The sequence below is a fragment of the Pleionea sediminis genome, from assembly GCF_007570825.1.
Taxonomy (GTDB): domain Bacteria; phylum Pseudomonadota; class Gammaproteobacteria; order Enterobacterales; family Kangiellaceae; genus Pleionea; species Pleionea sediminis.
Genome location: NZ_SUNB01000003.1, coordinates 302,005 through 328,326, shown reverse-complemented (window position 1 = coordinate 328,326; position 26,322 = coordinate 302,005). Strand labels below are relative to the sequence as shown.

Genomic DNA, 26,322 nt, shown 5'->3' with positions numbered 1-26,322 from the left:
GTAAAATCGCCGGTTTACTGTTTGGTGAGGTGCTATATTGTTGAACAAATCGATCTCCTCTAGGGCTCCTTCGACCGAGCAAAAGCTAGGGTTATTGCGCACTTTACTGATTTCTCTGGCTTCTTGGCTGGTTACTTTTTATTTCTGCGGGAAAGCAATCTACACGGTACTGACTTCTAAGTCGCCAAGAACGAAAGTGGATCGTGTTATTCGACAATGGTCGGCAAAACTCGTTGAAATCGTTAATTTAAACATTGAAATTAAAGGCCATTTTGAACCGATCGAAGGTCGGCGTTACATTATAATGTGCAATCATTCGAGCATCTACGATATTCCGGTGAGCTTTCTGGCAATTCCGGGCACTCTAAGAATGCTGGCTAAAAAAGAGCTGTTTCGGATTCCACTGTTTGGACGAGCAATGAAAATGAGCGAATTTGTGTTTATTAATCGCTCGAATAAAGATGAGGCAAAAAGGGATTTGGCGCTGGCGCGAGAACGCATGCAAGATGGCATAATGATTTGGATTGCACCGGAAGGAACACGCTCGGTTGATGGTGAGTTATTGCCATTTAAAAAAGGGGGTATGCATCTGGCCATTGAAACTCAGGCGATGATTGTTCCGGTTGTGATTAAAGACATTCACCGTGTTTTACCAAAAAACCGATTTCGTATGAACTGTAATCAAACGGTTGAGTTCCGTATCGGCCAACCAATCGATGCTTCAGAGTTTACGCTTGATAAGCGGAGTCAGTTATCGCAAAAGGTTCGAGAAAAGATGCTTGACTTGCTCAAGCCTGAGATGGGGCAGTTTTAATGAGTTATTTTCTGGATGATACGCTTTGCTCAGAAGCAAAAAAAGAATTGTTCACAGTAGTGGACTGGTTGCGATGGTGCACCAGTCGATTAGATGAGTCTGAAGTGTATTTTGGTCATGGCACGGATAATCCATGGGATGAGGCTGTCGCGCTGGTCTTGCAATCGTTACGGTTGCCATTTGATTGCCCAGATTCGCTTTACCATGCGCGGCTTACTACTCGTGAAAAAGAATTAATTTTGGAGCGAATGAAATTACGTATTAATCAACGTACCCCATTGGCTTATCTCACACACGAAGCCTATTTTTGTGGGCTGCCATTTTATGTTGATGACCGCGTGTTAGTTCCACGATCGCCCATTGCTGAATTGATAGAGCAGCACTTTGAAGCTTGGGTGCAAGAGCCGTCGACCATTCTCGATTTATGCACTGGTAGTGGTTGTATTGCTGTCGCTTGCGCGCATTATTTTCCGAATGTCTTTGTGACCGCAACGGATTTGTCGGAAGATGCACTCGATGTTGCAACCATCAATGTCCAGCATCATCAGGTGGACGACCGAGTTTGTTTGCTACAGAGCGATGGATTTTCTCAAATACCACAACAAACTTTCGATTTGATCGTGTCTAATCCGCCTTATGTTGATGCTGAGGATATGTCCGATTTACCCGATGAGTTTCTGAAAGAGCCTGAGCTGGGACTGGCTTCCGGTAAAGATGGTCTTGATTTAACCCACCGTATTATCCAAGAGGCAAGCCAATACCTTTCGGAGCAGGGAGTTTTGATTGTCGAGGTGGGAAATAGTTGGCCAGCTTTGGCTGATAACTATCCACAGCTTGCTTTCGAGTGGATTCAGTTTGAACGAGGTGGTGATGGCGTTTTTGCGTTAACCAGGCAGCAGCTGGTGGATGCGGGCTTTTAACCTTGTCATTACTTGATTATCCGTCGCCGGCAATCCGTTAACTGGCGGCTTTTTTCAGTGTTTGTTTGAACTGATATTGAATATGGCGGAATTCCCACCCTCGATAAATCGATTTTAAGAATTTGGCTAATTTAGGCGCTGCAGGTGTATAACAAGGGTAGCGATACCAGTCGGTATCTTGTCCTTTGTAGATTTCTAACTTTTCTTTTTTTCCCAACCACTTCTCAATTTTGCTTGGGAGCAAGCGTAGAGTGATTTCCATACAGCCCTCATCGAGACGTGCGGGCTGAACTTTTACGATTTGTGTCGGCATGAAAAACTACTTGAACAACGGGTTTAACAAAAAGATTACTGCAAAAACACGAAAAAGGCTCCGAAAGGAGTGATTTTTCGACATACACAGCGAATATTGATTATAGCTTAATCAGCTTAGGTTGTGAATATCTCTACTGGAAATGTGCCTTGGAGGAGGAAAACAAGGCTTAAAAGGATTTCTCGTTGAATTCACCAATAGCTTCGTTAATAGAATCTTGCAATAGCATTCGATCGAAGGGCTTTTTAATGACTGTCACATTAGCAAGACTTTCTGGTAGGTTTCCTTCGTAACCGCTAATAATTATTACTGGCTTTAGTGTATGGTATTTTTGATAAATATTATGTCCTTGAATTTCGCCTGGCATAATTTCGTCGGTAAGAATAATATCGATTTTATCCAAATTATTGTCGATGTAACTGAGTCCTTCGGAGGGTTGAAGAAAACTGCGTACATTTATGCCCATAGACTCCAGCAATTGATGACTGGTTTCAAGCAACATCATTTCATCGTCAATAAGCACAGCATGAATCTCAGATAAATTGATGACCGGACTGACCGTTAATTTTTGAGGTTCTTGTGGTAGGTCTTCCGAAATAGGCAACCACAGGTTGAATTCGGTTCCCATGTCGGGCTTTGAGTTAATTGAAATGCCAAGACCTTCTCTGGCGGCAAATCCGGCAACCATTGAGAGACCGAGTCCGGTTCCTGTTTTGTTAGGGCTTAAAGAGACAAATGGCAAAAAGATTTCTTCGAGATGGCTTTCATCAATACCACAACCATCATCACGGATCGAAATTCGGCAATATCGTTGACTGTCAGAAGCCTTTATATAAATAAATTCTCCATCCATTGAATGATTCATTTCATGGGTTATGCTGGATTTGATAGTGACTGTTCCGTGATGCTCTATTGCATTGCATGCATTAATAATGATATTTGTAATGGAGTCTTCGAGATCTGAGCGACTTATTTTAATTAGACACTCGGAGTCGATTTCCCAAGTCAGTGAAATGTTATTGGGGATGGCTTCGTTGAGTAAATCCATAAGGTCATTTAGAAGAACATTGGCATTAAAGTGTGTTTTTTCGAGCGAAGATTTTTTGGATGATTTTAAGAGTTTTTGGGTCGTTTGCGTTGCTCGACTAATAGCTGATTTCATTTTTGATAAATGCTCATTCACTTCTAATTGCTTAGCTTTCATTTCGATAAGCTCACGGTTACCCTCAATAATCGCGAGTAAATTGTTAAAGTCGTGGGCAATTCCTGCTGCCAACTCGCTAATGGTATCCATCCGCTGCATTCTGGCGATAATATCCTGATGTTCTTTTTGCTTTGTTATGTCGTGTTGAATACCAATAAAGTGGGTAACGTTTCCATTTTGAATAACCGGTGCAATATAGAGGTGATTCCAATAGCTAAACCCTTTTTTGTGGTAATTGAGAATCTCAACGTTCACGTGCTTTTCTTGAGCTAAACGCTCTTTAATTTCGGTAATGGTTTCTTTATTTGTTTTTTCTCCCTGCAAGAATTGACCAAGTGATTTGCCATGAACTTCTTCCAGGTTATAGCCTGTCATCGCTTCAAAAGCTTGATTTACCCACAGGACTTTTTTTCGGTAGTCGGTAACGACAATTCCAGTAATTGTGTATTCCGCGACTTTAGAAAGTAGGTCTTTCTCGCTGATAATTTGCTGTATCTCGGTGATATCTTGGAATACTCCAAATACACTCTTTGGAACATTGTTTTCATTTCGCTCTATGACACCTTTCGCGACAACATGCCGAATTTCTCCTCCGGGGCGTACAATTCGTTTTTGATAATAGTATTCTTTTTGACTTTTCAATGCTTGAGTCACTAAGCTTTTAACTTTTTCAAAATCATCCGGATGATAAAAATTAAGGGCTGACTCTAAAGTTGGCCGATAAGTATCCCGCGTAACGCCATGAATTCGATATACTTCGTCAGACCACTCGACAGATTGACTAGTTAAATCAACTTTCCAATAACCTAAGTGTGCTACATCCGCGGCGGCTGATAATACTTGTGATGAAAACTTTGAGTCTCTTCGTAATTTCTCTTTGTCTGTAATATCTGTAGCTGTCGCAATAATTAAATTTAATGAGTCTGACAACCGAGCTGACCATTCAAATGTGCGGTAGTTTCCCGAGTTGGTGCGATATCGATTGGTAAAAAACTTAACCTCTTGTTTCGTAGAAAAAACACTTTGAGCGGCCTGTTTTGAGATTTCGATATCATCAGGGTGAAGAAAATTTGCGAAGGGTTTTCTTTTGAGTTCTTCGATAGACCACCCAAGATTTTCGGTCCAAGATGGATTGAGGTAAACAAAATATCCGTTCTGATCGACAGTACAAATCATCACATTACTGGTCTCTAGCACTGTGAGAGATTCTTGGAATGTAATTTGGTTCGAATTCATATCCATATCAATTTAACTTTGGTATTCGCAGCTTTACTTTTATTCACATTGCATCCAAAACCTCTATACATTCACGAAATACTTTTGAAATCACATTTAGAGATGAGTTATCTAAGAAACTTCAAACTAAGTTAATCGATAATCTTTAAATATAGATTAATTACAGTGAGTTTAAATGTATTTGTGATTATCTCTTTATGAGAAATGACACTTTGTTCTGAGCGATTAATTTTGTGTTAACTATACTAGAGAGACGGATATTTCATTGTTCTTTAATCTTGGCTTTTAGATAACAATGCGAGTTAAACTTAAAATGCTTAGAGATGGTTATGTGTATTGCTGCTGTTATCGATGACAATGACTTAGTGGGTGATTTAATCGTCCAGTTTTGTAAGGAAATAGGGATTAATTGTCAATATTTTGACTCCTGGTTTGAGTACAGTAAAAACAAAACGAAAGAATTCGACTTGATTTTTTTGGACATCAACATGCCCGGAGAGGATGGATTAGAAGTCATCAAGAAGCTCGTCGAGCGAACCTACAAAGGTCATATTGTCTTTGTCTCTGGATTGGATAACTCGGTTATCGAATCCAGCTGTTCTTTGGCAAAAAAGAATGGCTTAACGATAGATGGTTACTTATCCAAACCTTTTTCATTTGATACTTTCAAATCGATGGTTAATCCGATCATTTCGGCTAAGAAAAGCGATAAGGAAGCAAAAAGCTTGAACTCAAAACCTATTGGAACATGGGTTACTAAAAGTGAAATTCAACGAGCATTGTCCGAAAAGCAATTCTTTCCTGTATTTCAACCACAAATCAGTAGTTTGAGTATGAGTATGACATCGGTAGAGTGCTTAGCTCGTTGGAAACATCCACAACGAGGGGTGGTTAATCCCGTTGAGTTCATTCACAAGATTGAAGAATATCAATTGATGTCTAAGTTTACTCGGTTGTTTTTAGAAACTAGCGCAAACTACTGTCAGCAATTGCAAACCTTTGGTTTAGAAATCAATATGTCATTTAATATATCTGCTGAAGATATAAATCTTTCATTTGTCGATTTTGTTAGTGAGCTCTTTCAGCGTTATAAAATTCCTAGTAAGCGCGTAACTCTTGAAGTAACTGAATCCAGTGCGATTTCTCCAACGAGCGATGCGATAGCGGCATTGGTTAAATTGCGACTTAAGGGATTTGGACTTTCGATTGATGATTTTGGCACCGGTTACTCAACCATAGGAAGTATTCAAGAATTACCTTTCAACGAAATAAAAGTGGATCGATCATTTACTAGCCAAATTGATCAAAAAGAATCGAGCTTGGCCATTGTTAAATCGATAATCGCATTGTCGCAAGAACTGGATTATTCAATCGTTGTTGAAGGTATTGAAAATCCTGAGCAACTTAAGAGGGTATTGGATTTGGGAGATGCATTACTTCAAGGATTCTTTTTCTCAAAACCTTTAGAGTTTAATGAACTGTTAGAATACGCCGGTCAAGATTTAACGCCTGTTTTTCATCAAATGGGAGTCATGCGATTTGAAAAGAAACCAGGTAATGAGCTTCCTCCTTTGCATATTATTGAATCCAATGATCACTCTGTAAACGTATTATTTAAATCAATCAGCGAATATTTTAATAAAGTTTTGTGGTATCAAGATGTCTCAGATCTACCAAGTATTCATGAAGATGAAGAAGTTCTTCTCTTTTATGTTAGAGATTTCTATGAAAAAAATCTTAATAAAGAAATACTTTCCGGCTTTTTTTCGGTGAGCTTAATTCGAAATCAAGAAGTTAATAAGTTAATTGATTTGTTTGAGCTAGGTGTTGACGAGATTGTCATTTCTCAAATGTCAGCTTATGGAATTATTTTAAAGATCAAGCAGGCTATCTCACATATTCAGAGAGATTTACAAAATGAAGATGCAATAAAACAGTCTCAGTCAGTTGCATTTGAAGCTATGATGGAAGCTTCCGAATACGGACAAATTGTTCAAATGGCGAAAAGCTTATTAAGTTTGTCTTCGGCCAAAGATATTTGCGAATATTTGCGAGATTTTTTTAGTCAAGCCGGTTTAACTTGTGCGATACGCTTATTTGAGCCGCGGAGTGGTCAGGTTTATGGATTGGAAAATGAAACCGAATTAGTCGCACAGCTTTTTACGGCTTTAGAGGATAAAGGCCGGCTGTTTAATTTTAATCAGCGACTTATTTGTAATGGACGAAATTGTGCAATTCTTATTAAAAACTTGCCTGATGATGAGATTAAATCCGGTCGTATACGAGATATGGTTGCTGTCGTCATTGAAGTACTGGAAAGTAAATGGCAAGACATACTCAGTGACTTTCTATTATTGGAAATAGATGAGCAGATTTCGACTTTAGCAACGACATTTTCAAATTCGATTGAGCAGTTAGCTCGAGATACACGATCGATGAAAGAAAAGCTGGCGGAAACTATTTATGCTTCATTCCATGTTCTTGATTTAAGTGAAGAGCAAGAAAGTTATCTGGTGGAAAAAGTAGATGAGATGGTCAAGGAAATGACGATTATTGAAAAACTCAAGTCAATGGAGAAAATGACACAAAGACTCAAATTAATTATGCAAGAGAAAGAAAGTATTCGGTAAAACGTTGTAAAGATGTATTTGAATGGCTCACAGACAACTTTATGTTTTTCATCATTTTATAAGTTTGTGAGTAGAGCATTAATGAAAATTCATTAAACTTATTTATTTTTGTTTAGTCTTTTTATTGAAGAAGTAATTTGTAAATAACCTTTATCGGTTGCTCCTTCAATATCTTCTAGGATTATCTGTTTTGTGCTAGCATCTGGATGTTCTGCAAGATTAGATATACTCACCCAAGCATTTCTACCATTACTTTTCGCCATATAAAGCGCCAAGTCTGCCATGTGAAGGGTTTGCTCTATCGTAAAGATTTGTTCTCCTTCAATGAAAGGACATTCACAGAGCCCAATTGAACAGGTTTTTTTAAGTGTTTTTCCCTCGCCGATATTAAAGTCATGAAATTCGATGGCTTTTCTTATTCTTTCAGCTAACTCTTGTAGTGCAGATAGTGTCGTTGATCGACAGACGATTAGGAATTCTTCGCCTCCCCACCGAATTACCCAATCGTTTTCTCTACAACAATTTTGCAATACCTGGGTCAGCTGAATCAATACCTGGTCACCTGCATTATGTCCATGTACGTCATTAACCTGTTTGAAATGATCGGCGTCTACAATCATGATACCGATGCAGGATCGAGTCGAGGCTTTTGGGTTTTCATTGGTACGTTGTTGCTGCTTTATTTCTTGATGAATAAATCTTTCGAAGAAGTGGCGGTTTTTCGCACCGGTCAGTTGGTCAGTTAAGCTAGCTGTTTCCAATTGCTTGTTTTTTTCTTCCAACTCCAATGTTCTTAGTTGAACTAAGTGATTCAGCTCAGCCTTTTGTTTTTCTAATGACCTTGATCTTGCCCAACTTATGAAATAAGTTAATCCCGAAAAAGCAAGTAGAAGCATCAACTTAAACCACCAAGTCTCATTCCAAGCTGGTTGCTGCACAATGGCAAACTTAACCCGTTTATCGCTCCATTTTCCGTGTCGATTTGTTCCTTTCACTTTAAGTGTGTAATTGCCAGGAGGTAGATTAGTGTAAGTAGCACGTCTGTTACCCGCGTTAGTTTCAACCCAGTCATTATCATATCCTTCTAGACGATAGGCGTATGTAATCTTGCCAGGGGCGCTATAATCCAGAGCTGAAAACTGGACAGAAAAACTTTGGGTATCTGGTGTTAACGTTAATTTTTGAGGAATGGTGGTTATTTTGTTATTCACTTCTAACTGGCTGATGACTAAGTTGGGCTGGAAGTCCCAAGGTTTAAGTAATTCTGGTTCGACCATCAGTAATCCCTCAGTTCCGCCGAAGAGCAGGGTTCCATCACGCATTTGGTAGTAAGAGCCAGACCAATTGCTGCCTATAGTCCAGCCATCTTCTTCACTTAAGGATTGGAATGTCTTCTCTTTAGGGTTTAGCCAACCTTCTGCGTGCCAAATTTTGCCGAACTGGTCAACCATGAGATTGGAACTGTTGAAGTCTGGGGTATCGATATTATTACTAACAGACTCAAAAACAGCCTTGCTGTTATCGAAACTAACTAACTTTACTATTTCTTCAGAAGTACCAACGAATAGAGTTCCTTCATTGTCGATCACCAAACTTTCAATAGTATTATCAGATAATATATTTGTAGTGCCGGCGGCGAAACTTATAGGAAGTAATTTGTTACTGTGAGTCAATAGCGCAAAAAGACCGTTTTGGGTGCCGATCCACAAAACCCCGTCTTTCGTCATTTTAAATGAGTTAATACCTTTATTTCTGACTAAATCAATGTTTTCGAACTGTTTTAAAGGAGTGAATTGCAAAGTGGTTAAATCTATTTTAGCAATATTGTAATTTGTGCCGACCCATAGATGTTTGTCAGGTGTCTCGTAAAGCGCACTAATTTGAATATTGGCGACCTTATTGTCGATAGCAAAACTTTCTAATTCTGGTTCAGATTCTGTGTAACGGTAAAGTCCAGAATTAAAAGTTCCTATCCAAACTGCGCCATCGGAAGTTTGAAGCAATACCCTAATAAAACCATCAGGTAGACTCAAGTTGCTCTCTGAGTTGGGGCGGATACCTTTTACCAATCCCTTTCCTGGTTTTAAAATATCAATGCCTGTTTTTCGGTTGCCGATCCATACATCGCCATTTTTAAGCTCTATCATAGCACTGATATCTGAGTTGCTAAGTGACATCGGCTTATAAGGACTATGCCTTAATGTTCGAAACGCATTATTGTGAGTATTGTAAAATCTTAATCCATTTCCCCAGGTTCCTACCCATATAAGCCCGGATTCATCAGTTAATAATGCCCCAATGTAATCTGAGCTCAGACTCCTCTCGTTAGAGGCATCATGACGTAGTTTTTGATTTACCTTGCCACTTTTTGCATCGACAACATCAATTCCACCACCAAAAGTACCTATCCATATATCCGTGTCGTTAGGTTGTGTTATAGCGAATACCCATCCATGACCAAGTGCTTCATTTGAATCGGGTGAATAGGGAATACGGATTATCTCCCCGGTAGCGATGTTAATGCTAGCAGCGCCATGACTGCGTGTGCCTACCCAAATCTTATTGTCTCTTGATTTAAACAACCGATAGACTGTTTGAGAGTTAAAGTCAGACCATTCCTCACCCCTAACCGAATCAATCCAGTTCGGTGCCGAGAGACTCTTCCGGAGTTCAGGCAGCGTTAACCGGCACAGACCTGATGTGGTACCCATCCATAGGGTGCCTTTTTCGTCATACACGAGCGATCGTATTTGCTTTGTCTGGTAAGCAGTGGGGCAACCTTGAATGTCTTTAAAGTTGGTTATTTCTCTAGTTTCGACATTAATGTGACTTAATCCCTCATTGGTTCCTACAAAAATATTTCCTTTGTTATCTCCTGTTATAGTACGTATCTCATTATTGAGTAAACCGGTATTCGATTCTTTCGACCCTCTGTAGTGGCTAAAACTATCTGTTTCAGGATGGTAAGTCGAAACGCCGTCATTTATGGTACCAATCCATATTTTTCCATCTGCTGCACTCCAGAGACTGTAAACAAAGTCTCCGGCTAATGAATCTCTCTGATTGGGATCGTGTATATATCGTTTGAATTCGTAGCCATCAAATCTGTATAAACCTCTTTGGCTGCCCAACCAGATAAATCCAGACTGGTCTTGTGTTATTGAGGTACAACAGGTGGAGATAGCTGCATCATCCGCGACAAATTGAAAATTCAATTGTCCTAAGCTAAATAGATCGGCTTGGCTCTCTTTTTTTGCATATCCTTTGAGATGCAAAATACATGGTGTAAATAATAAAAGATAAAATAACGATTGAAACAGCAATCTTGTTATATTGGCCATAGAGTTTAAGGTGGATATTTAGTTGATTGTAGAATGTTTTTCATTAATCACTTCTTAATTAAGCGTTCAACATCGAAATCTTTAAAAAGTGTCTTAAACGTAATTATTTACGTTAATCGTAAAATTTTCCAACATTGCTTAAGCAGAAGAACATTTTAATCACGGTATTTAGGTCAATCTCGTATCACTGTTTTTTGGGGCTCTAATAAATTAAACTATGTACTAAGCAGAGTGACCTCTAGAAAAATGATAAGAATTAGGTTGGATGATTCATAAATAACGTTAGAGCTTAGTGCACCTAGCAAAGTTGCGCAATAGGCTGCGATAATATCATTGATCCAGATTCCAATACCTTTTTTTGAGCATCTTTCTGAGTTCGCACTATTGATGAAGATTTCTACTGATATATCGAGAGATGATAAAAGTTTTACTCAATGCGAATGGGGCCAACAAAGAATATTACAGGGTAGTGTTATCAGTAGGACATCGAGACATGAAAAAGCCCCAAAAACACAGTGTTAGGGGGCTTAGTAATGAATATTGTGGTGGATAATGCAGTCTACATTATTATATAAAATTCATTGCTCAACCACATTTAGAATCACCACAGTTCAAACACGTCATGCAACCATCCATCATAATTGACGCTTTTACCATGCATTTATTACACAGTTGAGCGCCCTCTGGAAATTCACTTTCCGATTTTTTGGCAGTGACTTGTTCATATTGAGCTTTCTTTTCTGCGATTAGCTTTTTCTGATGTTCGTCCAACTCATCATCTTTAAGTAAGCCGATCATTTTCAAATGCGACTCAATGGCTTCGCCAATTTCAGCGACCAATGAGGGCATAAAGCGACCGCCGCGTTTGAAATAGCCGCCTTTAGGATCAAATACAGCTTTAAGCTCTTCCGCTAAGAATGTGCAATCTCCGCCTTTACGAAAGACAGCAGAGACAACACGAGTTAAAGCAACGACCCATTGAAAGTGATCCATGTTTTTAGAGTTTATGAATATTTCAAAAGGGCGACGCAGTTCATGCTCAGTACCAGGATTTAACACTATGTCATTAATCGTGACATAAAGTGCATGCTCTGATAGTGGTGTTTTAATTTTATAAGTGGAGCCCAATAACATTTCTGGGCGTTCAACACTTTCGTGCATTTGCACGATATCAGCACTTTTCTTTGGTGCTTCTTCTGCTGCTGGTTGCTCCGCTTGCGCGTCAGGTTTTTTAACCTTGTAACCAACAATGCTTTTAGTAATTTTGTGTACCATGATGATTAATTCCTTACAATTGAGATTCGTTGGTTAATACTTGCCATAGTAGCCTTCTTTTAAGGCATCGAATAAATTGGCTGCAGTATGTGTTTCACCATCGTATTCAATTTCTTCATTACCTTTTACTTCAAGAGTTGAACCATCTTCAAGCGTAAATTGATAGGTAGTATTTTCCAGGTCTTGCTCTTTCACCAGAACGCCCTGGAATACTTCTGGATTGAATCTAAAGGTAGTGCAACCTTTTAGGCCCTGCTCGTAAGCATAAAGATAAATATCTTTAAAGTTTTCATAATCAAAATCGGTCGGCACATTGGCTGTTTTCGATATTGATGAGTCAATCCATTTTTGAGCCGCGGCTTGAATATCCACATGTTGCATCGGTTGAATATCATCTGACGCTACGAAATACTCGGGCAGCTTTTCGTCTTCTTGATCCGAAAAGGGCATTGCTTTTGAATTAATGAGCGCTCGATAAGCCAGTAACTCAAAGGAGAATACATCCACTTTTTGTTTTGACTTTCGACCTTCTCGAATGACGTTTCTTGAGTAATGGTGAGCGAAGCTTGGCTCAATACCGTTACTCGCATTATTGGCCAATGACAACGAAATTGTGCCTGTTGGTGCAATTGATGAGTGATGAGTAAATCGTGCACCAACTTTGGCGAGTTGCTCGATCAATTCTGGATCTTCTTGACCCACTTGCTGCATGTAACGGCTGTATTTTGCATGCAACACTTTACCTTTAATTTTATCGCCGACTTTAATGCCATCTTTTTTCATTTCTGGACGTTTACGTAACATTTCTCCGGTTACTTTAAAGGTTTCTTCCATAATCGGCGCAGCGCCTTTCTCTTCTGCCAACTCAAGAGAAGCTCGCCAGCCTTCCATTGCGAGCGCTTTAGTAACTTGTTCTGTAAAGTCGACCGAGTCTTTTGAACCGTATTTTTTACGCAACATGGTTAGAGTAGAACCTAAGCCAAGGTAACCCATACCATGACGGCGTTTTCTTAAAATTTCATCGCGTTGACCATCTAATGGTAATCCATTAATTTCAACTACGTTATCGAGCATGCGAGTGAAAATTTTGACGGCTTTTTTAAACTTATCCCAATCGAATTCAGCTTTTTCACTGAAAGGGTTTTTAACAAACTTGGTCAGGTTAACGGATCCAAGTAAGCATGAGCCATAGGGAGGTAATGGTTGTTCTCCACAAGGATTGGTAGCTCGAATGTCTTCACAAAACCAATTATTATTTTTTTCATTCACTTTATCGATCAAGATAAATCCAGGCTCTGCGTAATCGTAGGTCGCTGACATTATCATGTTCCAAAGGTTTTTTGCGTGAATGGTTTTGTGAATGCGGCAAGCAACACGACCTTCTTTGTCAACGATATAACTGTCCTTTGCCGGCCAGTCGCGCCAAATAACTTGTTTTGGATCTTTGATATCGATGTTATCAACTTCAACTTCTTTTTCGGTCAAGGGGAAGGCAAGGTGCCAGTCTTGATCGTTGATTACTGCCTGCATGAACTCATCAGTGATTAGAAGCGATAAATTAAATTGACGTAATCGGCCGTCTTCGCGTTTTGCACGAATAAAGTCCATGACATCCGGATGCCCCACATCGAAAGTGGCCATTTGTGCTCCACGACGACCGCCAGCACTTGATACGGTGAAACACATTTTGTCGTAAATATCCATAAAGGAAAGTGGGCCAGACGTGTAAGCGCCGGCGCCGGAAACGTAAGCATTTTTAGGACGTAATGTTGAAAATTCGTAACCGATTCCACAGCCTGCTTTGAGTGTTAAGCCTGCTTCGTGTACTTTTTCAAGAATGCCGTCCATCGAATCGCCGATGGTGCCAGAGACGGTACAATTGATGGTGGATGTTGCCGGTTTGTGCGCTAACGCACCTGCATTTGACATGATCCTTCCGGCTGGAATCACACCATGCCTGAGTGCCCACAAAAATTGCTCGTAACAATCTTCTTGCTTGTCTTTGGCCTCGACATCGGCCAAAGCTCGAGCAACTCGTTGGTAAGTTTCATCGATCGATTTGTCGACGGGCGCTCCATCTTTGGTCTTTAATCGATATTTGGTATCCCAGATATCAACGGAGGTGGTTTGGAGTTCGATGTCGAAATTGCTAGCTTCTATTTGTTTTTTTAGCGCAGTCATGGTGATTGCATCCCTTTTACTTGCCTGTGTGTAAATCTGTTAATAACTCAAGACTGGGTTGTGGATATCCTCTTGATTGTTTGACTTCAACAATCACTAGATGTGGGAGGAATCCAGATAGTAAACACAATATATAGCAAGATTTTTTTTTTGCCAAATCAAAACAAATCGATAAATGGCTGTGGAATATTCAATCGGCCGCTATATCCTTGAAAATAGAGAAAAATTAAAAAAAAAATTTTTTTTATTGAGATATTTGGATGTTTTTGCTACCCATCTCAAGTCAAGTATTTTGTCGAGATAACCTCATGTTTTGTGAGAGAAAATATCGCACTTTTGCAACTGGAATTTCAATCAAAATTGCTTAAAATAGCGCCGGTAGATTGATTACCATAAAGTAGGGTAATGGCATGAGTGAAGTTGCCAAATTGAAACAACTAAAATCCATATTCGAGGCACTATTTTTTCGGACCTACAATACCCGTTTGTTGTTTGGTGGTGACGAGCCATTTTATCAAGCGGCAAAAGAGGGCGAGCCCGCAAAAATTATTTCGCGAGAAGACTATTTATCCAGCGCTTTACATGAAATTGCTCATTGGAGCATTGCCGGTGCTGAGAGGCGCCAACTCGATGACTTTGGTTATTGGTATGAGCCCGATGGGCGTACTGCGGATCAACAATCGATTTTTGAGCAAGTTGAAGTGAAACCACAAGCAATCGAATGGGCTTTATCGATCGCGTGTGGGCATACCTTTAACTTATCAGCTGATAATCTGGAAGAACAAGCGGCTCCCTCGGATACATTTCGTCAGGCTGTGACACAACAATTTCTGAATTATTGGCACAGCGGTTTGCCTGAGCGAGCACAATGTTTGTTTGATCAGTTGGTAAGAACATTCCACAATGGCCGACGACCACAATTATCCCCTCAGCTAATGGAGCAAATATAAGTGGTGACGCAATTTAAACTCGGGCTTATCGTTAACCCATTTGCTGGCATTGGCGGCAGTGTTGCTCTGAAAGGTAGTGATGGCGAAGCCATTCGAGACGAAGCTTTGGCGCGTGGTGCACTTCAGTTGGCAATGAACAAAGCGACCCAAGCGCTTAACATGATTGACCCATCAGTTCGGTCGTCCATCCGCATTTTAACGGCATCGGGTAATATGGGAGAACGGTCTGCAAAAGAAGCGGGCTTTACACCTGACATTCTTGCGCGTATTGAGCAGCCCAGTACTGCTGAAGATACTCAACGGTTGGTCAAAGCAATGGAAGCTGAGGGTATTGATATTATTTTATTCGCTGGAGGCGATGGCACGGCACGAGATGTTTTTGCCGCGCTGGAAAAAGATATTCCAGTTCTTGGAGTTCCAGCGGGGTGCAAAATTCATTCTGGCGTATATGCAGTGACACCCAAAGCAGCAGGCATTGTTATTAATCAACTAGCACTGGGTGAATTATTATCGTTGAAAGAAGCGTCTGTAATGGATATTGATGAAGACGCTTTTCGTGCGGGTAAAGTTAGAGCGCGCACGTTTGGCAGCTTGAATGTCCCTGATGTTTTGCAGTTTGTTCAGGCTACAAAGGAAGGCGGTAAAGAGGTTGAAGAACTGGTCCTTGATGATATTGCGGCTGATGTTATCGAATCGATGGAACCGGACGTGTATTACGCCATTGGTTCGGGTTCAACTTGCGCATTTATTATGGAACAACTCGGACTGGAAAATACTTTGCTTGGTGTTGATATCATTAAAAATCAACAGCTCATTCAATCGGATGTCACGGCTCACGACTTAATCACTTTGATAACAGCGGGTAACGAACTAGAAGTATTCATCACGTTAATTGGTGGTCAAGGCCACATCATAGGACGAGGCAATCAACAAATCTCTGCACAATTCATTCGAAGGCTTGGTTGGGATAACATTCATGTCATTGCAACCAAGTCAAAACTGAAGGCATTAGAAGGACGTCCGTTAATTATCGACAGTGGCGATCCTGAATTGGATGAGGAGCTGACTGGAACAAAACGTGTTATTACCGGTTATCATGATGCCGTCATTTATCGAGTGGGCTTGGAGTATTGAAATCATTTCGATTGATTAACTGAGTTCTGGACGTTAACAATTTTTTGTCCGCTGACAGTTAAGCCCGAAGTACTAACTGAAATTTAAAGTTTTATGCTAAATTGTTGAAAGTTTATTATAAAAAGAAAGCGAACTAGCATGCACTTGCCCTCCAAATGGCGCATTGAAGAACTTTCCGTGTGTTATGATTTTATTAAAACCTACGGTTTTGCTACCTTAGTTACCTCTGACTTAAACGCGAGCCAAATTCCTTTAGTTTTAGATCTATCTGCTGATAAGCCAGCATTGCTGGGGCATGTATCAGCTGCCAATGAACATGCAAGAACTTTAGATAACGCACAAGCACTTGCCATTTTTATGGGACCTCATGCTTATATTTCACCGACTTGGTACGAATCAAAACCTGCGGTACCTACCTGGAATTACAGCAGCGTACATGTTACCGGTGTAACGGAATTACTCGACTCAGAGGCAACATTAAAATTAGTTAATAAGTTGATTCGTCAATACGAGCCTTCTTTATTGGAGCAGCCTGAAATTCTCACTTCTGAATACCAGAAGAAATTGAACAAAGGCATTGTCGGTTTTCGATTAACGATTGAATCGATAGAGGGTAAAGAAAAGTTGGGGCAGCATCGAAGTTTGGCGGATCAGCGTGGTGTGGTTAGTGGATTACAAAACTCGATATCTCAAGAAGAGCAATCGCTGTTAAGATATATGATTTCAAGAAACTTAGGATTAGGAAAATGAATACTAATCAATATCGACGGTCATGTTTTTAAACTGAACTATACTTATTGTATTAAGGAATTGTTGTCGAATCGTAGGTTACGTCATCTCTATTTGGTGATATTTAATTTTGAAAAGGTAAGAAGTCGGTTTTTCTTCAGTCGTTATCAATATCAAGCTGTGCGTGGAGTGTTTTTGTGAACACCATAATTAAACAGTTTGTTTTAAGCGCTTATCGTGAGTGAAAAAGTTCAAAATAAGCGTCTCGGACGTGAACAAGACTTTGAGTCAACTTTGCATGACTTGCTGGTAGGTGTTGTTGTTCACGATCGTGATACCAGTATTTTGTACAGTAATCCCGAAGCGTCAAATATTTTAGGATTGAACCGTGAGCAAATGTCGGGTAAGAGGGCTATTGATCAAGCCTGGTGCTTCTTGCATGAAGATTTAACGGTAATGCAGGTTGGCGATTATCCGGTGAGCCAAGTTTTTGCGACTAAAAAGACACTTAAAAATCTTGTACTGGGAGTAAATCGACCGGATCGAGAGTACATTACCTGGGTGATGGTCAATGCAACGCCTATTTTTTCTGATGACGGAGAGCTTGATAAAGCGATTATAAACTTTGTCGATATTACGGAAAGAAAACATGCAGAGGAGGATAAGTTAGAGTTAGAAAAGCAATTAAAGCAAGCTCAAAAAATGGAAGCTTTGGGTACTTTGGCTGGTGGAATTGCTCATGACTTTAATAATTTGCTAGCCCCCATCATTGGATATTCGGAATTGTTGCGTTTGCAATTAAAAGGATCAGAAAAACTAATCGAAAAAATTAATCACATTGAAGACTCTGCAAAGCGAGCTAAAGATTTAGTCAAAAAGATTTTAGTGATAAGTCGGACATCAATACCCAGTTTGAATGCGGTTCAATTAGATGAGCTCGCCAATGAAGTCGTGACAGTAATCAAAGCGTCGGCACCACCTAACATTCAAATTGAATTTAATATTGAGCCTGATTTACCACCCATTGCTGCAGAATCCTCACAAATTTATCAGGTTATTTTAAATTTGATGTTGAACGCGATTCAATCCATCAGTCAAAAAGGGAAAGTTGTATTATCACTTGATTCAACTCAGCCTTATGATTCCACAAATGAAATTAAAACAGCGTTTCAATATATTTGTTTAACCGTTTCTGATAATGGAAGCGGAATGAGTGAAGCGACAATAGAAAAAATATTTGATCCGTTTTTTACCACAAAAGAAAAAGATGAACATCGCGGCACCGGGTTGGGGTTATCAATAATCGCAAATATTGTTAAGCAACATGATGGATTTATTGAAGTTGAAAGTGAGCTTAATATAGGTACAACGTTTAAAATTTATTTTCCTATTATGAGTGGTAAATCCTCTGCAATATTGCCTTTAACTCATCCGTCACTCTTGCTAGGAGAGGGAAATATTTTATTGGTTGACGATGAGCTTGTTGTCAACAATATGGGGGTAGAGGTTTTATCACAACTTGGTTACACCGTTACCAGTTTCTTAGACAGTCATAAAGCTTTAAAGGCTTTTAAGAGTGCTCCTGATAAATTTGATCTCATTATTACTGATTACTCCATGCCAAAGCTGATGGGCCCCGAGTTGATGAAAGAAATTAAGTCGATTAGACCTGACATTCCTATTTTACTGGTGACTGGTTATTTAAATCTTCGAACCTCCGAAAACTTGAGAAGCTGGGGCTGTGACGGCATCATTGATAAACCATACAATATTAATAAGCTTAGTCAGACGATTAGTAGAGTCATGAATACTAAGTCTTCAACGTCTCAAAACTAATTTAATTTATTTATCAACTGCAGTTTTCTTTAAGCGATTGCCATATGAATTCCGCGACAGGTCCGTGGGTTTTATTCCTTTGTCGAAAGGCCCGTATTTCGCCAGTAAATTCCGATTCAAAGTCGAGTATTTTTAACGGTTTAAGTCGTTCTTGTTTTAGATCATCTTCAACGTAATGTTTAGGAATCATTCCCCAACCCATCTCATTAATCAACATTTGGCGAGAAGTCTCTGGTGAGTTAACACGGCACTGTTGGCTTGCTGATTTAAACGAAGACAAACTTTCATTATCGAAATTGAGGCCGCTCTCCTGGGTGGTAATAAGAGGATAATCGTTCAGAGATTGGAGCGTGATCGGCTTTTTGTATGAAATCAAATTGGGCGAAGCGACAACCAGTAAATGAAATTCCCCTAATGGTAAAGTTTCAAAATCTCCAGTTGAATGCATTACATGAAACCAGGGACCAATACCCAGATCAGCTAAACCCTCGCTAACGTGTTGTAGTGCTGAAAATCGATAACCACTGGAAAATTTAAACTGAGTGGCCTTAAACCGCTGCAGCGATTGTTTAAACACCGGCATGTAATGATCGGGCGGGCTAGACTGCTCGAAAGTAATGTTAAAGGAAGGTTCCTCTCCCTTAGACAGTTGCTGGCTCAGTGTTTTTAGGCGCTCCATGTCTTGCAAAAGCATTTTTGATTGACGGTAAAAGGTTTTGCCTCGTTCTGTTAACTCGAGGCGATAATGATCGCGACTTAATATGTCGAAGCCCACGGACGACTCAAGTTTCTTTATGGCTATCGACAAGGCAGGTTGAGTTTTATTAAGGCGTCGTGCAGCGGCATTGAGGCCACCATCCTCTATAATGTGGTGAAGAATTTTAAGTTGTTCAAAGTTCATAAATAAAACTTAATAAGATAAAAAGAAAGCTTAAATATTATTTTATCACTTTCTGCCGTAATATGGCGGCAACTAATTGATTTAAGGTAAAACATGATGATCTTACGATCCCTGATAACGCTTTTTGCTTGCCTGGTGTTAATATCCTGTGACACTCCCGAGCCTGTCGATAATCAAGAACCTTTGGTGCGTCCCGCGAAAATCATGACGGTGACCTCTCTGGCTCAGAGTCAGGTTCGTCAGTTTCCTGCGATAGTAGAGGCTAACCAAGGGGCTAACCTGGCATTTCGAGTTAGCGGTGAAATAGAAGAGTTTTTAGTTAAGCCTGGTGACGTTGTGCAGCAAGGACAATTATTAGCTCGTCTTGATGATCAAGAGTTTCAGTTGCGTCTAAACGACCGTCAAGCTCGATTTGAGCTGGCGAAGTCTCAATTCGAACGGGCAAAAACTCTCAAAGAAAGAAGTTTGGCTGCCCAATCACAATTGGATGAAGCACAAGCCAATTTGCTGATTACAAAAGCAGAACTGGAACGAGCGCAATCCGATTTAGAGCATACCGAATTAAGAGCCCCGTATCAGGGAACCGTAGCTCGGGTGTTTGTTAAAAACCGTGAAAATATTCAAGCCAAGCAAAACATTCTACGTATTCTTAACCGTGATTTAATGGATGTTTCGATCCAGGTTCCTGAGCGAATTATGGCCATGGTCAAACGGGACGCCAATTATCAACCGACGGTCACTTTTGATGCTTTGCCTGAGCAGCCATTTTTGATCTCAATTAAAGAGTGGGACACACAAGCTGACCCAGTAACATTAACTTATAAAGTCGTCTTTTCGTTACCGTCACCAGAAACGATTAATGTGCTTCCGGGCATGTCAGCTACCGTTTATATCGATCTGAGTCAGGTCACACACATGGGTTTGAGTGGCATTGTTTTGCCCGTAGAAGCGGTATTTGTGCCTGATGAGAAAGAAACTGAACAAGGACAGGCGTATATTTGGAAGTATCTGGAAGAGACTCAATCGGTGACCTTGCAAAAAGTGGCGATTGGTCAGGTGCACAGTCAGGGTGTTGTCATTAAACAAGGCGTCAGTGAAGGTGATCAAATTATTGTTGCTGGTGTTCATCATTTAAAAGAAGGGATGAAAGTTAAACCTTGGACAAAAGAGCGAGGTCTGTAATGAGTCTTGCTCAGTTATCAATCGAGAAGAAAGTCATCAGTTGGATGATGGCACTGTTATTATTGATTGGCGGTACAGTCAGCTATCTGGGATTGGGTCAGCTAGAAGATCCTGAGTTTACGATTAAACAAGCGATGATCATTACTCATTATCCTGGTGCTAGTCCTACGCAAGTAGAGGAAGAAGTGACTTTCCCAATTGAGAATGCCATTCAATCATTGCCTTATGTTGACTTTGTTACTTCGATTTCATCCAATGGTAAATCGCAAATTATTGTTGACATGAAAAGTATTTATCGAAAAAAACAACTCAAGCAAATATGGGATGAATTGCGACACAAAGTTGATGATACAGCACAAACACTACCCCACGGTGTTCGTGCGCCGCGTGTTATTGATGATTTTGGAGATGTTTATGGCGTTTTATTTGCGGTAACTGGTGACGGATACCATTATGAAGAGCTGAGTGATTACGTTGATTATTTAAAACGAGAGTTAGTTCTGGTTCCGGGGGTTGGCAAAGTCTCCGTTTCTGGTGAGCTACAAGAGCAAGTGGTCGTTGAAATTTCTACCCATCGGTTGTCGCAATTAGGGATCCCCGCAAGTTATATCTTTCAACTGTTAGATACTCAAAATACAGTCTCGAATGCCGGTCGAATTAAAGTTGGGGGTGAATCCATTCGTTTTCATCCGACGGGTGAATTTAATGATGTATCAGAACTCGAAATGTTATTAATTTCTCAGCCAGGAGACTCAAAATTAATTTACCTGGGTGATGTTGCTAAAGTCACCAAAGAGTATGCTGAAGTTCCAACTCATGTTGTAAATTACAATAATAACCAAGCGATTTTCGTCGGAGTTTCTTTTGCCAGCAACGTTAATGTTGTTGATGTGGGTGCCGCCATCGATCAAAAGTTATCAGAAATTGATTACCAGCGCCCAATCGGTATGAAAATCAATGCCGTTTACAAACAGCCGGATGAAGTCGAAAAATCGGTAGACGGATTTATCATTAGCTTAATGGAAGCTGTTGCTATCGTTATTCTGGTTTTGCTCGTTTTTATGGGGGGTCGCAGTGGAGTTTTAATTGGTTTAATTTTGCTGCTGACCGTTTTAGGTTCGTTTATATTTATGAAGTTGTTTGCGATTGATTTGCAACGAATCTCGCTCGGAGCGCTGATTATCGCATTAGGAATGCTGGTCGATAATGCCATTGTAATAACGGAAGGTATTTTAGTCGGCTTGAAAAAAGGCTTGAGTAAGGTTGAAGCTTCGGTTGCCATTGTCGGACAAACTAAGTGGCCGCTTTTGGGAGCGACCGTTATTGCCATTACTGCGTTTGCGCCTATTGGATTATCTTCCGATGCAACGGGAGAATTTGCCGGTAGCTTGTTCTATGTCTTGTTGATTTCTTTGTTGTTAAGTTGGGTAACCGCAATTACATTAACACCGTTTTTCGCGGATTTGTTTTTTAAGTCGCCAAAGCAATCGAACAGTGAGGATGAATCTTCCAATCAGTCGGAGAATGACTCGGATCCCTATCGCGGAGCAATTTTCGATATTTATCGCAGTATTTTATCATTCTCCATGAAGCATCGCGTGATTACTGTTCTAGGATTATTTATTTTGCTTTTCGTTTCATTAGTTGGTTTTGGAAAAGTAAAACAATCGTTTTTTCCTGCTTCTAATACGCCCATGTTTTACGTCGATTATTGGCGTTATCAAGGTTCCGATATTCGAGAAACACAAGCGGATATTAAAAAAGTTCAGTCATATCTCTTATCCATGGAAGAAGTTGTTGAAGTGACTTCGACAGTTGGACAAGGCGCACCTCGTTTTATGTTAACTTATGCACCACAAAAGTCGTACTCGGGTTATGGACAGGTCATTGTTCGCGTGCAAAGTCGCGATCAAGTTGCGGCTGTCATGAGAAAAGTTAGAGAATATGGTAATTCTGACTTTCTTAATGGCATGATAAAAATTAAACCGATGGAAATTGGTCCCTCCACCGATGCAAAATTAGAAGTGCGATTCACTGGACCGAGTCCTGATGTATTAAGAGAGCTGGCGCAGCAAGCAGAAAAAGTTTTAAGAGAAGAACCTTCCGCTCATAATGTGCGCCATACCTGGCAGGAAAAAACCAAGCTTGTTCGACCACAATTTAACGAATCGGTAGCGCAACGGTTAGGAATTAGTAAGTCAGATCTCGATGAACTCTTGTTAACTAACTTTAGTGGTAAACAAGTTGGCGTTTATCGTGATGGAACTGATATGTTGCCAATCATCGCTCGAGCTCCTGAAAGTCAACGACTGACCATTAATAGTTTGAATGACTTACAAATTTACAGTCCGGTATTAAAAGTTTATGTGCCAATCACACAAGTGGTGAGTGACTTTACTGTAGAGTGGGAGAACTCATTAATCTTACGGCGCGATCGAAAGAGAACCATAACGGTTCAAGCCGATCATGATGTTTTAAGTGACGACACTGCCGCGGCTGTTTTAAGTCGCGTTAAGCCAACGATTGATGCGATCGAGTTACCGCGTGGTTATGCCATGGAATGGGGCGGCGAGTATGAGTCTTCTCGTGATGCTCAGAAAGCAATATTTGGCTCTTTGCCTCTGGGGTATTTGGCGATGTTTATGATCACCGTATTTTTGTTTAATGCATTGCGAGCACCCTTGGTCATTTGGGCAACCGTGCCATTGGCGATCATTGGAGTGACGCTCGGTTTATTAACCATGAATGCTTCTTTCAGCTTTATGGCATTACTTGGATTATTAAGTTTGTCAGGCATGCTCATTAAAAATGGTATTGTTTTGGTGGATCAAATCAATCTGGAATTATGTGAAGGGAAGGAACCGTATCAAGCGATTATCGACTCTGGTGTCAGTCGAGTTCGGCCTGTTTCAATGGCTGCGATAACGACCATTTTAGGAATGATTCCTCTATTATTTGATGTGTTTTTCCGTTCGATGGCGGTAACAATTATGTTTGGTTTGGGATTTGCGACAATTTTAACATTAGTTGTCGTGCCTGTATTGTACGCTATGTTCTATCGTATTCGGCCAACAACAGAGTCATAGTCGAAGATGAGTCGTGATTTTGAAAAGTGGTTCTTAATGATTTTGATGAATCATTTTAGGAACATGGACAATGCATCAGTTCATAGCGTTTGACGGTGTAAGCGATGTCTCAAGGTTCGGTCAGTTTTTCGTTAAATCGACTCAGAGTGATTGGATAAGTTAACGGTTTTATATTTCTAACTTATTGAAGTTAAAGGTATTAAATAAAATGAGATGAAGTTGTTGGTTTTGAGATGGATTTTTTCAGGGTTGTTCCAGATTTGGAAAAACGTAACATAGGAATTGTGTTCAGGACGAACCACCACGGAAGAATGACCAAGGATTGAAGCCAACGGATGTGTTTTTGAAGACAGGAAACGGGATTTAAGGACTGAATTATTCGAAGGAGGAGTATCAAGGAATGATACGTCGATTGATGGAGTAATCGGATTTAAGGATAAATTGATATAAGGATGAGTGCTGAGTTATTGGATGACAACTTCAAGTGGATTGAAGTCAGCAGGAGAGATAAGCATCAGGGATTGATTTAAGGATAGCAACAAACTTTAGGGAACGAGGGATCGAAGAAGTATTTGATATGAGTTAGAAAGGCGGCATGATGCCGCCTTTTTTTCTGCCTTAAATTTTTCAAAGCATTAAATCAAGAGCAAAATATTACCAACCACATTCGCGGCCTGTATTTTGCTCATTTAACCAGGCTTGCAATGGAGCAAAGTAATCTAGAACTGCAGTAGCATCCATTTGTTTGGCACCAGTCATCGTTTCTAATGCTTCTTGCCATGGGCGGCTTTGACCCATTTCAAGCATCGCTTTTAACTTGGCACCGGCTTCTTTGTTGTTGTAAATCGAACAACGATGAAGAGGTCCTTCATGACCGGCAATTTTACAAAGCTCACGGTGGAACTGGAACTGTAAAATGTGCGCCAAAAAGTATCTTGAATAAGGCGTGTTACCAGGAATATGATATTTCGCACCCGGATCGAAGTCGGATTCTGTTCGCGCAATAGGTGCTTTAACGCCTTGGTATTCTTCACGTAATTGCCACCAGCCTTGATTATAACTCTCTGGCGTTAACTCGCCATTGAAGACTTTCCAGCGCCATTTATCAACCATTAAACCGAAGGGCAAGAAGGCTATTTTATCCATCGCCATACGCATCAGAAACGGTAGGTCACCATCGGCATCGGGAACTTCATTAATCAATCCAATCTCTTTTAAATACTTAGGTGTGATAGATAATGCAATGGTGTCACCAATGGCCTCGTGAAATCCGTCATTTGCACTCCCACGGTACAACATAGGTTGTGTCAGGTTATACGCGCGTTGGTAGAAATTGTGCCCCAATTCGTGGTGAATGGTATTAAACTCATCGCCCGTGATTTGAATACACATTTTGATTCGGTAATCTTCGGTGGTGATATCCCAGGCGCTAGCATGACAAACAACATCGCGGTCGCGCGGTTCGGTGAATAAAGAATTTGTCCAGAACGAATCGGGTAGAGGTTTGAATCCTAGTGATGTAAAAAATCCTTCCGCTTCTCGGACCATTCCTACAGCGTCGTAAGATTTTGCTTGTAAACGTTCTGTGACATCGACACCAGTGCCACCTTCTGGAGCAACCGTATCGTAAATGTTACCCCATTGTTGTGCCCACATGTTACCGAGTAGATGAGCCGGAATTGCGCCATTATTCGCAACCACTTCTTCACCGTACTTTTCGTTTAATTTTGCTCTGACGTGACAATGCAAGGATTCATAGAGTGGTTTAACTTGCCCCCAAACTCGGTCCATTTCCTGTGCGAAGGCGTCGGGATCCATATCGTAATGAGAACGCCACATTGCACCCAAATCTTTAAAGCCTAAGTCTTTAGCGCCCTCATTGGCAATTTCTACCAATCGTTGATAGGGCTCTTTCATTTGTGGAGATACTTTGCGCCATTGTACCCAGGCGTCAAGCATGGCTTGAGGGTCGTCGGAATCGACCAAGACGTTGGATAACTGAATTAAGTCGTATTCATTACCATCGGGAGTTTTGCCCGAACCATACATGGCCGATAATTGACTCTCAATTTTCGATAATTCTTCTGCTTTTTCCGGCTCGTTGGCTGGCGCCGGTAACGTTAGGCCGAGACGCAACAGTTTTAATTTGCGCTCAATGTCATACGGAAGTTTTAAGTCATTAAATTTAGCAGCTCCGTTGGCGAGCTCAATGCCTAATAATTTAAATTCTTTGTTAGCTTTGGATTCGAGATACTGAGTGTCTGAGTTGATATAAGTTTGAGCAACCCAGGCAGACTTGGCAGCGTACTCGTAAATATCTTCGATGCGTTGTTCGGCATCTGCGACATATGCCGTCGCTTCAGCCACCGTAGGCTTTTTCGGTGCCTCTGTTTTTGGTTCGGTTGGTTTACTCTCTTGCTGGCATCCAGCGAGCGCGGCAGTCAATGCGCTAGCAATAACCAGGCTGGTAATTTTTGATTTTGGTTTCATAACTCACCTGTTACCCATTTAAGACAGGCTGAAGAGTATACGAAGCAAGCCTATAACTTCAAGAGAGCCGAAGTTATTATTGCGGGATAAGCGGGCAATT

Annotated in this window: 16 protein-coding genes; 9 read left to right on the top strand and 7 right to left on the bottom strand. The window is 40.5% G+C overall.

The genetic code is table 11. The annotated features are described in order from the left end of the window. The first annotated feature begins 40 nt into the window (after window positions 1-40). The gene (locus FAX86_RS15345) at window positions 41-814 is read left to right on the top strand and encodes a lysophospholipid acyltransferase family protein (protein WP_144394344.1); all 774 of its coding nucleotides are present in this window, start codon (window positions 41-43) and stop codon (window positions 812-814) included. Continuing rightward, complete coding sequence (prmB, locus tag FAX86_RS15340) at window positions 814-1,734, top strand: 50S ribosomal protein L3 N(5)-glutamine methyltransferase (protein ID WP_144394343.1); 921 nt, start codon at window positions 814-816, stop codon at window positions 1,732-1,734. The genes FAX86_RS15345 and prmB overlap by 1 nt, the downstream gene beginning before the upstream one ends. Before the next feature lie 37 nt (window positions 1,735-1,771). Here the strand turns inward: prmB and FAX86_RS15335 are convergent, their stop codons facing one another. After that, window positions 1,772-2,047: a hypothetical protein gene (locus FAX86_RS15335; RefSeq protein ID WP_144394342.1), complete on the bottom strand. Its 276-nt coding sequence runs from the start codon at window positions 2,045-2,047 to the stop codon at window positions 1,772-1,774. A gap of 169 nt (window positions 2,048-2,216) precedes the next feature. Beyond that, on the bottom strand, window positions 2,217-4,487 hold the full coding sequence (locus tag FAX86_RS15330; RefSeq protein ID WP_164503610.1) for a PAS domain S-box protein: 2,271 nt from the start codon (window positions 4,485-4,487) through the stop codon (window positions 2,217-2,219). A 329-nt stretch (window positions 4,488-4,816) separates the two neighbouring features. Here FAX86_RS15330 and FAX86_RS15325 point away from each other — a divergent pair, with 329 nt between their 5' ends. After that, the gene (locus FAX86_RS15325) at window positions 4,817-7,117 is read left to right on the top strand and encodes an EAL domain-containing response regulator (protein ID WP_164503609.1); all 2,301 of its coding nucleotides are present in this window, start codon (window positions 4,817-4,819) and stop codon (window positions 7,115-7,117) included. A 98-nt stretch (window positions 7,118-7,215) separates the two neighbouring features. Here the strand turns inward: FAX86_RS15325 and FAX86_RS15320 are convergent, their stop codons facing one another. The 3 genes from FAX86_RS15320 to FAX86_RS15310 form a co-directional block, all read right to left on the bottom strand. Continuing rightward, on the bottom strand, window positions 7,216-10,332 hold the full coding sequence (locus FAX86_RS15320) for a ligand-binding sensor domain-containing diguanylate cyclase (protein ID WP_164503608.1): 3,117 nt from the start codon (window positions 10,330-10,332) through the stop codon (window positions 7,216-7,218). A gap of 711 nt (window positions 10,333-11,043) precedes the next feature. Further along, entirely contained in the window at window positions 11,044-11,733 is a 690-nt protein-coding gene (locus FAX86_RS15315; RefSeq protein WP_144394338.1) for a TSCPD domain-containing protein, read from the bottom strand. Window positions 11,734-11,766: 33 nt separating this feature from the next. Then, entirely contained in the window at window positions 11,767-13,914 is a 2,148-nt protein-coding gene (locus tag FAX86_RS15310) for an adenosylcobalamin-dependent ribonucleoside-diphosphate reductase (RefSeq protein WP_144394337.1), read from the bottom strand. 410 nt (window positions 13,915-14,324) lie between these two features. Here FAX86_RS15310 and FAX86_RS15305 point away from each other — a divergent pair, with 410 nt between their 5' ends. The 4 genes from FAX86_RS15305 to FAX86_RS15290 all read left to right on the top strand — a co-directional run bounded on the left by FAX86_RS15305 (window position 14,325) and on the right by FAX86_RS15290 (window position 18,563). Next, window positions 14,325-14,864, top strand: coding sequence for an elongation factor P hydroxylase (locus tag FAX86_RS15305; protein ID WP_144394336.1), 540 nt, complete (start codon window positions 14,325-14,327; stop codon window positions 14,862-14,864). Further along, on the top strand, window positions 14,865-15,998 hold the full coding sequence (locus FAX86_RS15300) for an ATP-NAD kinase family protein (RefSeq protein ID WP_342778963.1): 1,134 nt from the start codon (window positions 14,865-14,867) through the stop codon (window positions 15,996-15,998). A 138-nt stretch (window positions 15,999-16,136) separates the two neighbouring features. Then, window positions 16,137-16,748 carry an FMN-binding negative transcriptional regulator gene (locus FAX86_RS15295; protein WP_144394335.1) on the top strand — a complete coding sequence of 204 codons (612 nt, stop codon included), beginning with the start codon at window positions 16,137-16,139 and terminating at the stop codon, window positions 16,746-16,748. Between the two features lie 216 nt (window positions 16,749-16,964). Further along, entirely contained in the window at window positions 16,965-18,563 is a 1,599-nt protein-coding gene (locus tag FAX86_RS15290) for a hybrid sensor histidine kinase/response regulator (protein WP_144394334.1), read from the top strand. Between the two features lie 13 nt (window positions 18,564-18,576). Here FAX86_RS15290 and FAX86_RS15285 read toward each other — a convergent pair whose 3' ends face one another. Beyond that, window positions 18,577-19,464, bottom strand: a complete 888-nt coding sequence (locus tag FAX86_RS15285) for a LysR family transcriptional regulator (protein ID WP_144394333.1) — start codon at window positions 19,462-19,464, stop codon at window positions 18,577-18,579. A gap of 93 nt (window positions 19,465-19,557) precedes the next feature. On the opposite strand from FAX86_RS15285, the gene FAX86_RS15280 reads away from it, so the two are divergent. Both FAX86_RS15280 and FAX86_RS15275 read left to right on the top strand, forming a co-directional pair. Next, complete coding sequence (locus tag FAX86_RS15280) at window positions 19,558-20,646, top strand: efflux RND transporter periplasmic adaptor subunit (RefSeq protein ID WP_144394332.1); 1,089 nt, start codon at window positions 19,558-19,560, stop codon at window positions 20,644-20,646. Then, window positions 20,646-23,732 carry an efflux RND transporter permease subunit gene (locus tag FAX86_RS15275; protein ID WP_144394331.1) on the top strand — a complete coding sequence of 1,029 codons (3,087 nt, stop codon included), beginning with the start codon at window positions 20,646-20,648 and terminating at the stop codon, window positions 23,730-23,732. Before FAX86_RS15280 ends, FAX86_RS15275 begins: the two co-directional genes overlap by 1 nt. A gap of 654 nt (window positions 23,733-24,386) precedes the next feature. Here the strand turns inward: FAX86_RS15275 and FAX86_RS15270 are convergent. Next, complete coding sequence (locus FAX86_RS15270; RefSeq protein WP_144394330.1) at window positions 24,387-26,222, bottom strand: M2 family metallopeptidase; 1,836 nt, start codon at window positions 26,220-26,222, stop codon at window positions 24,387-24,389. Window positions 26,223-26,322 lie beyond the last annotated feature (100 nt).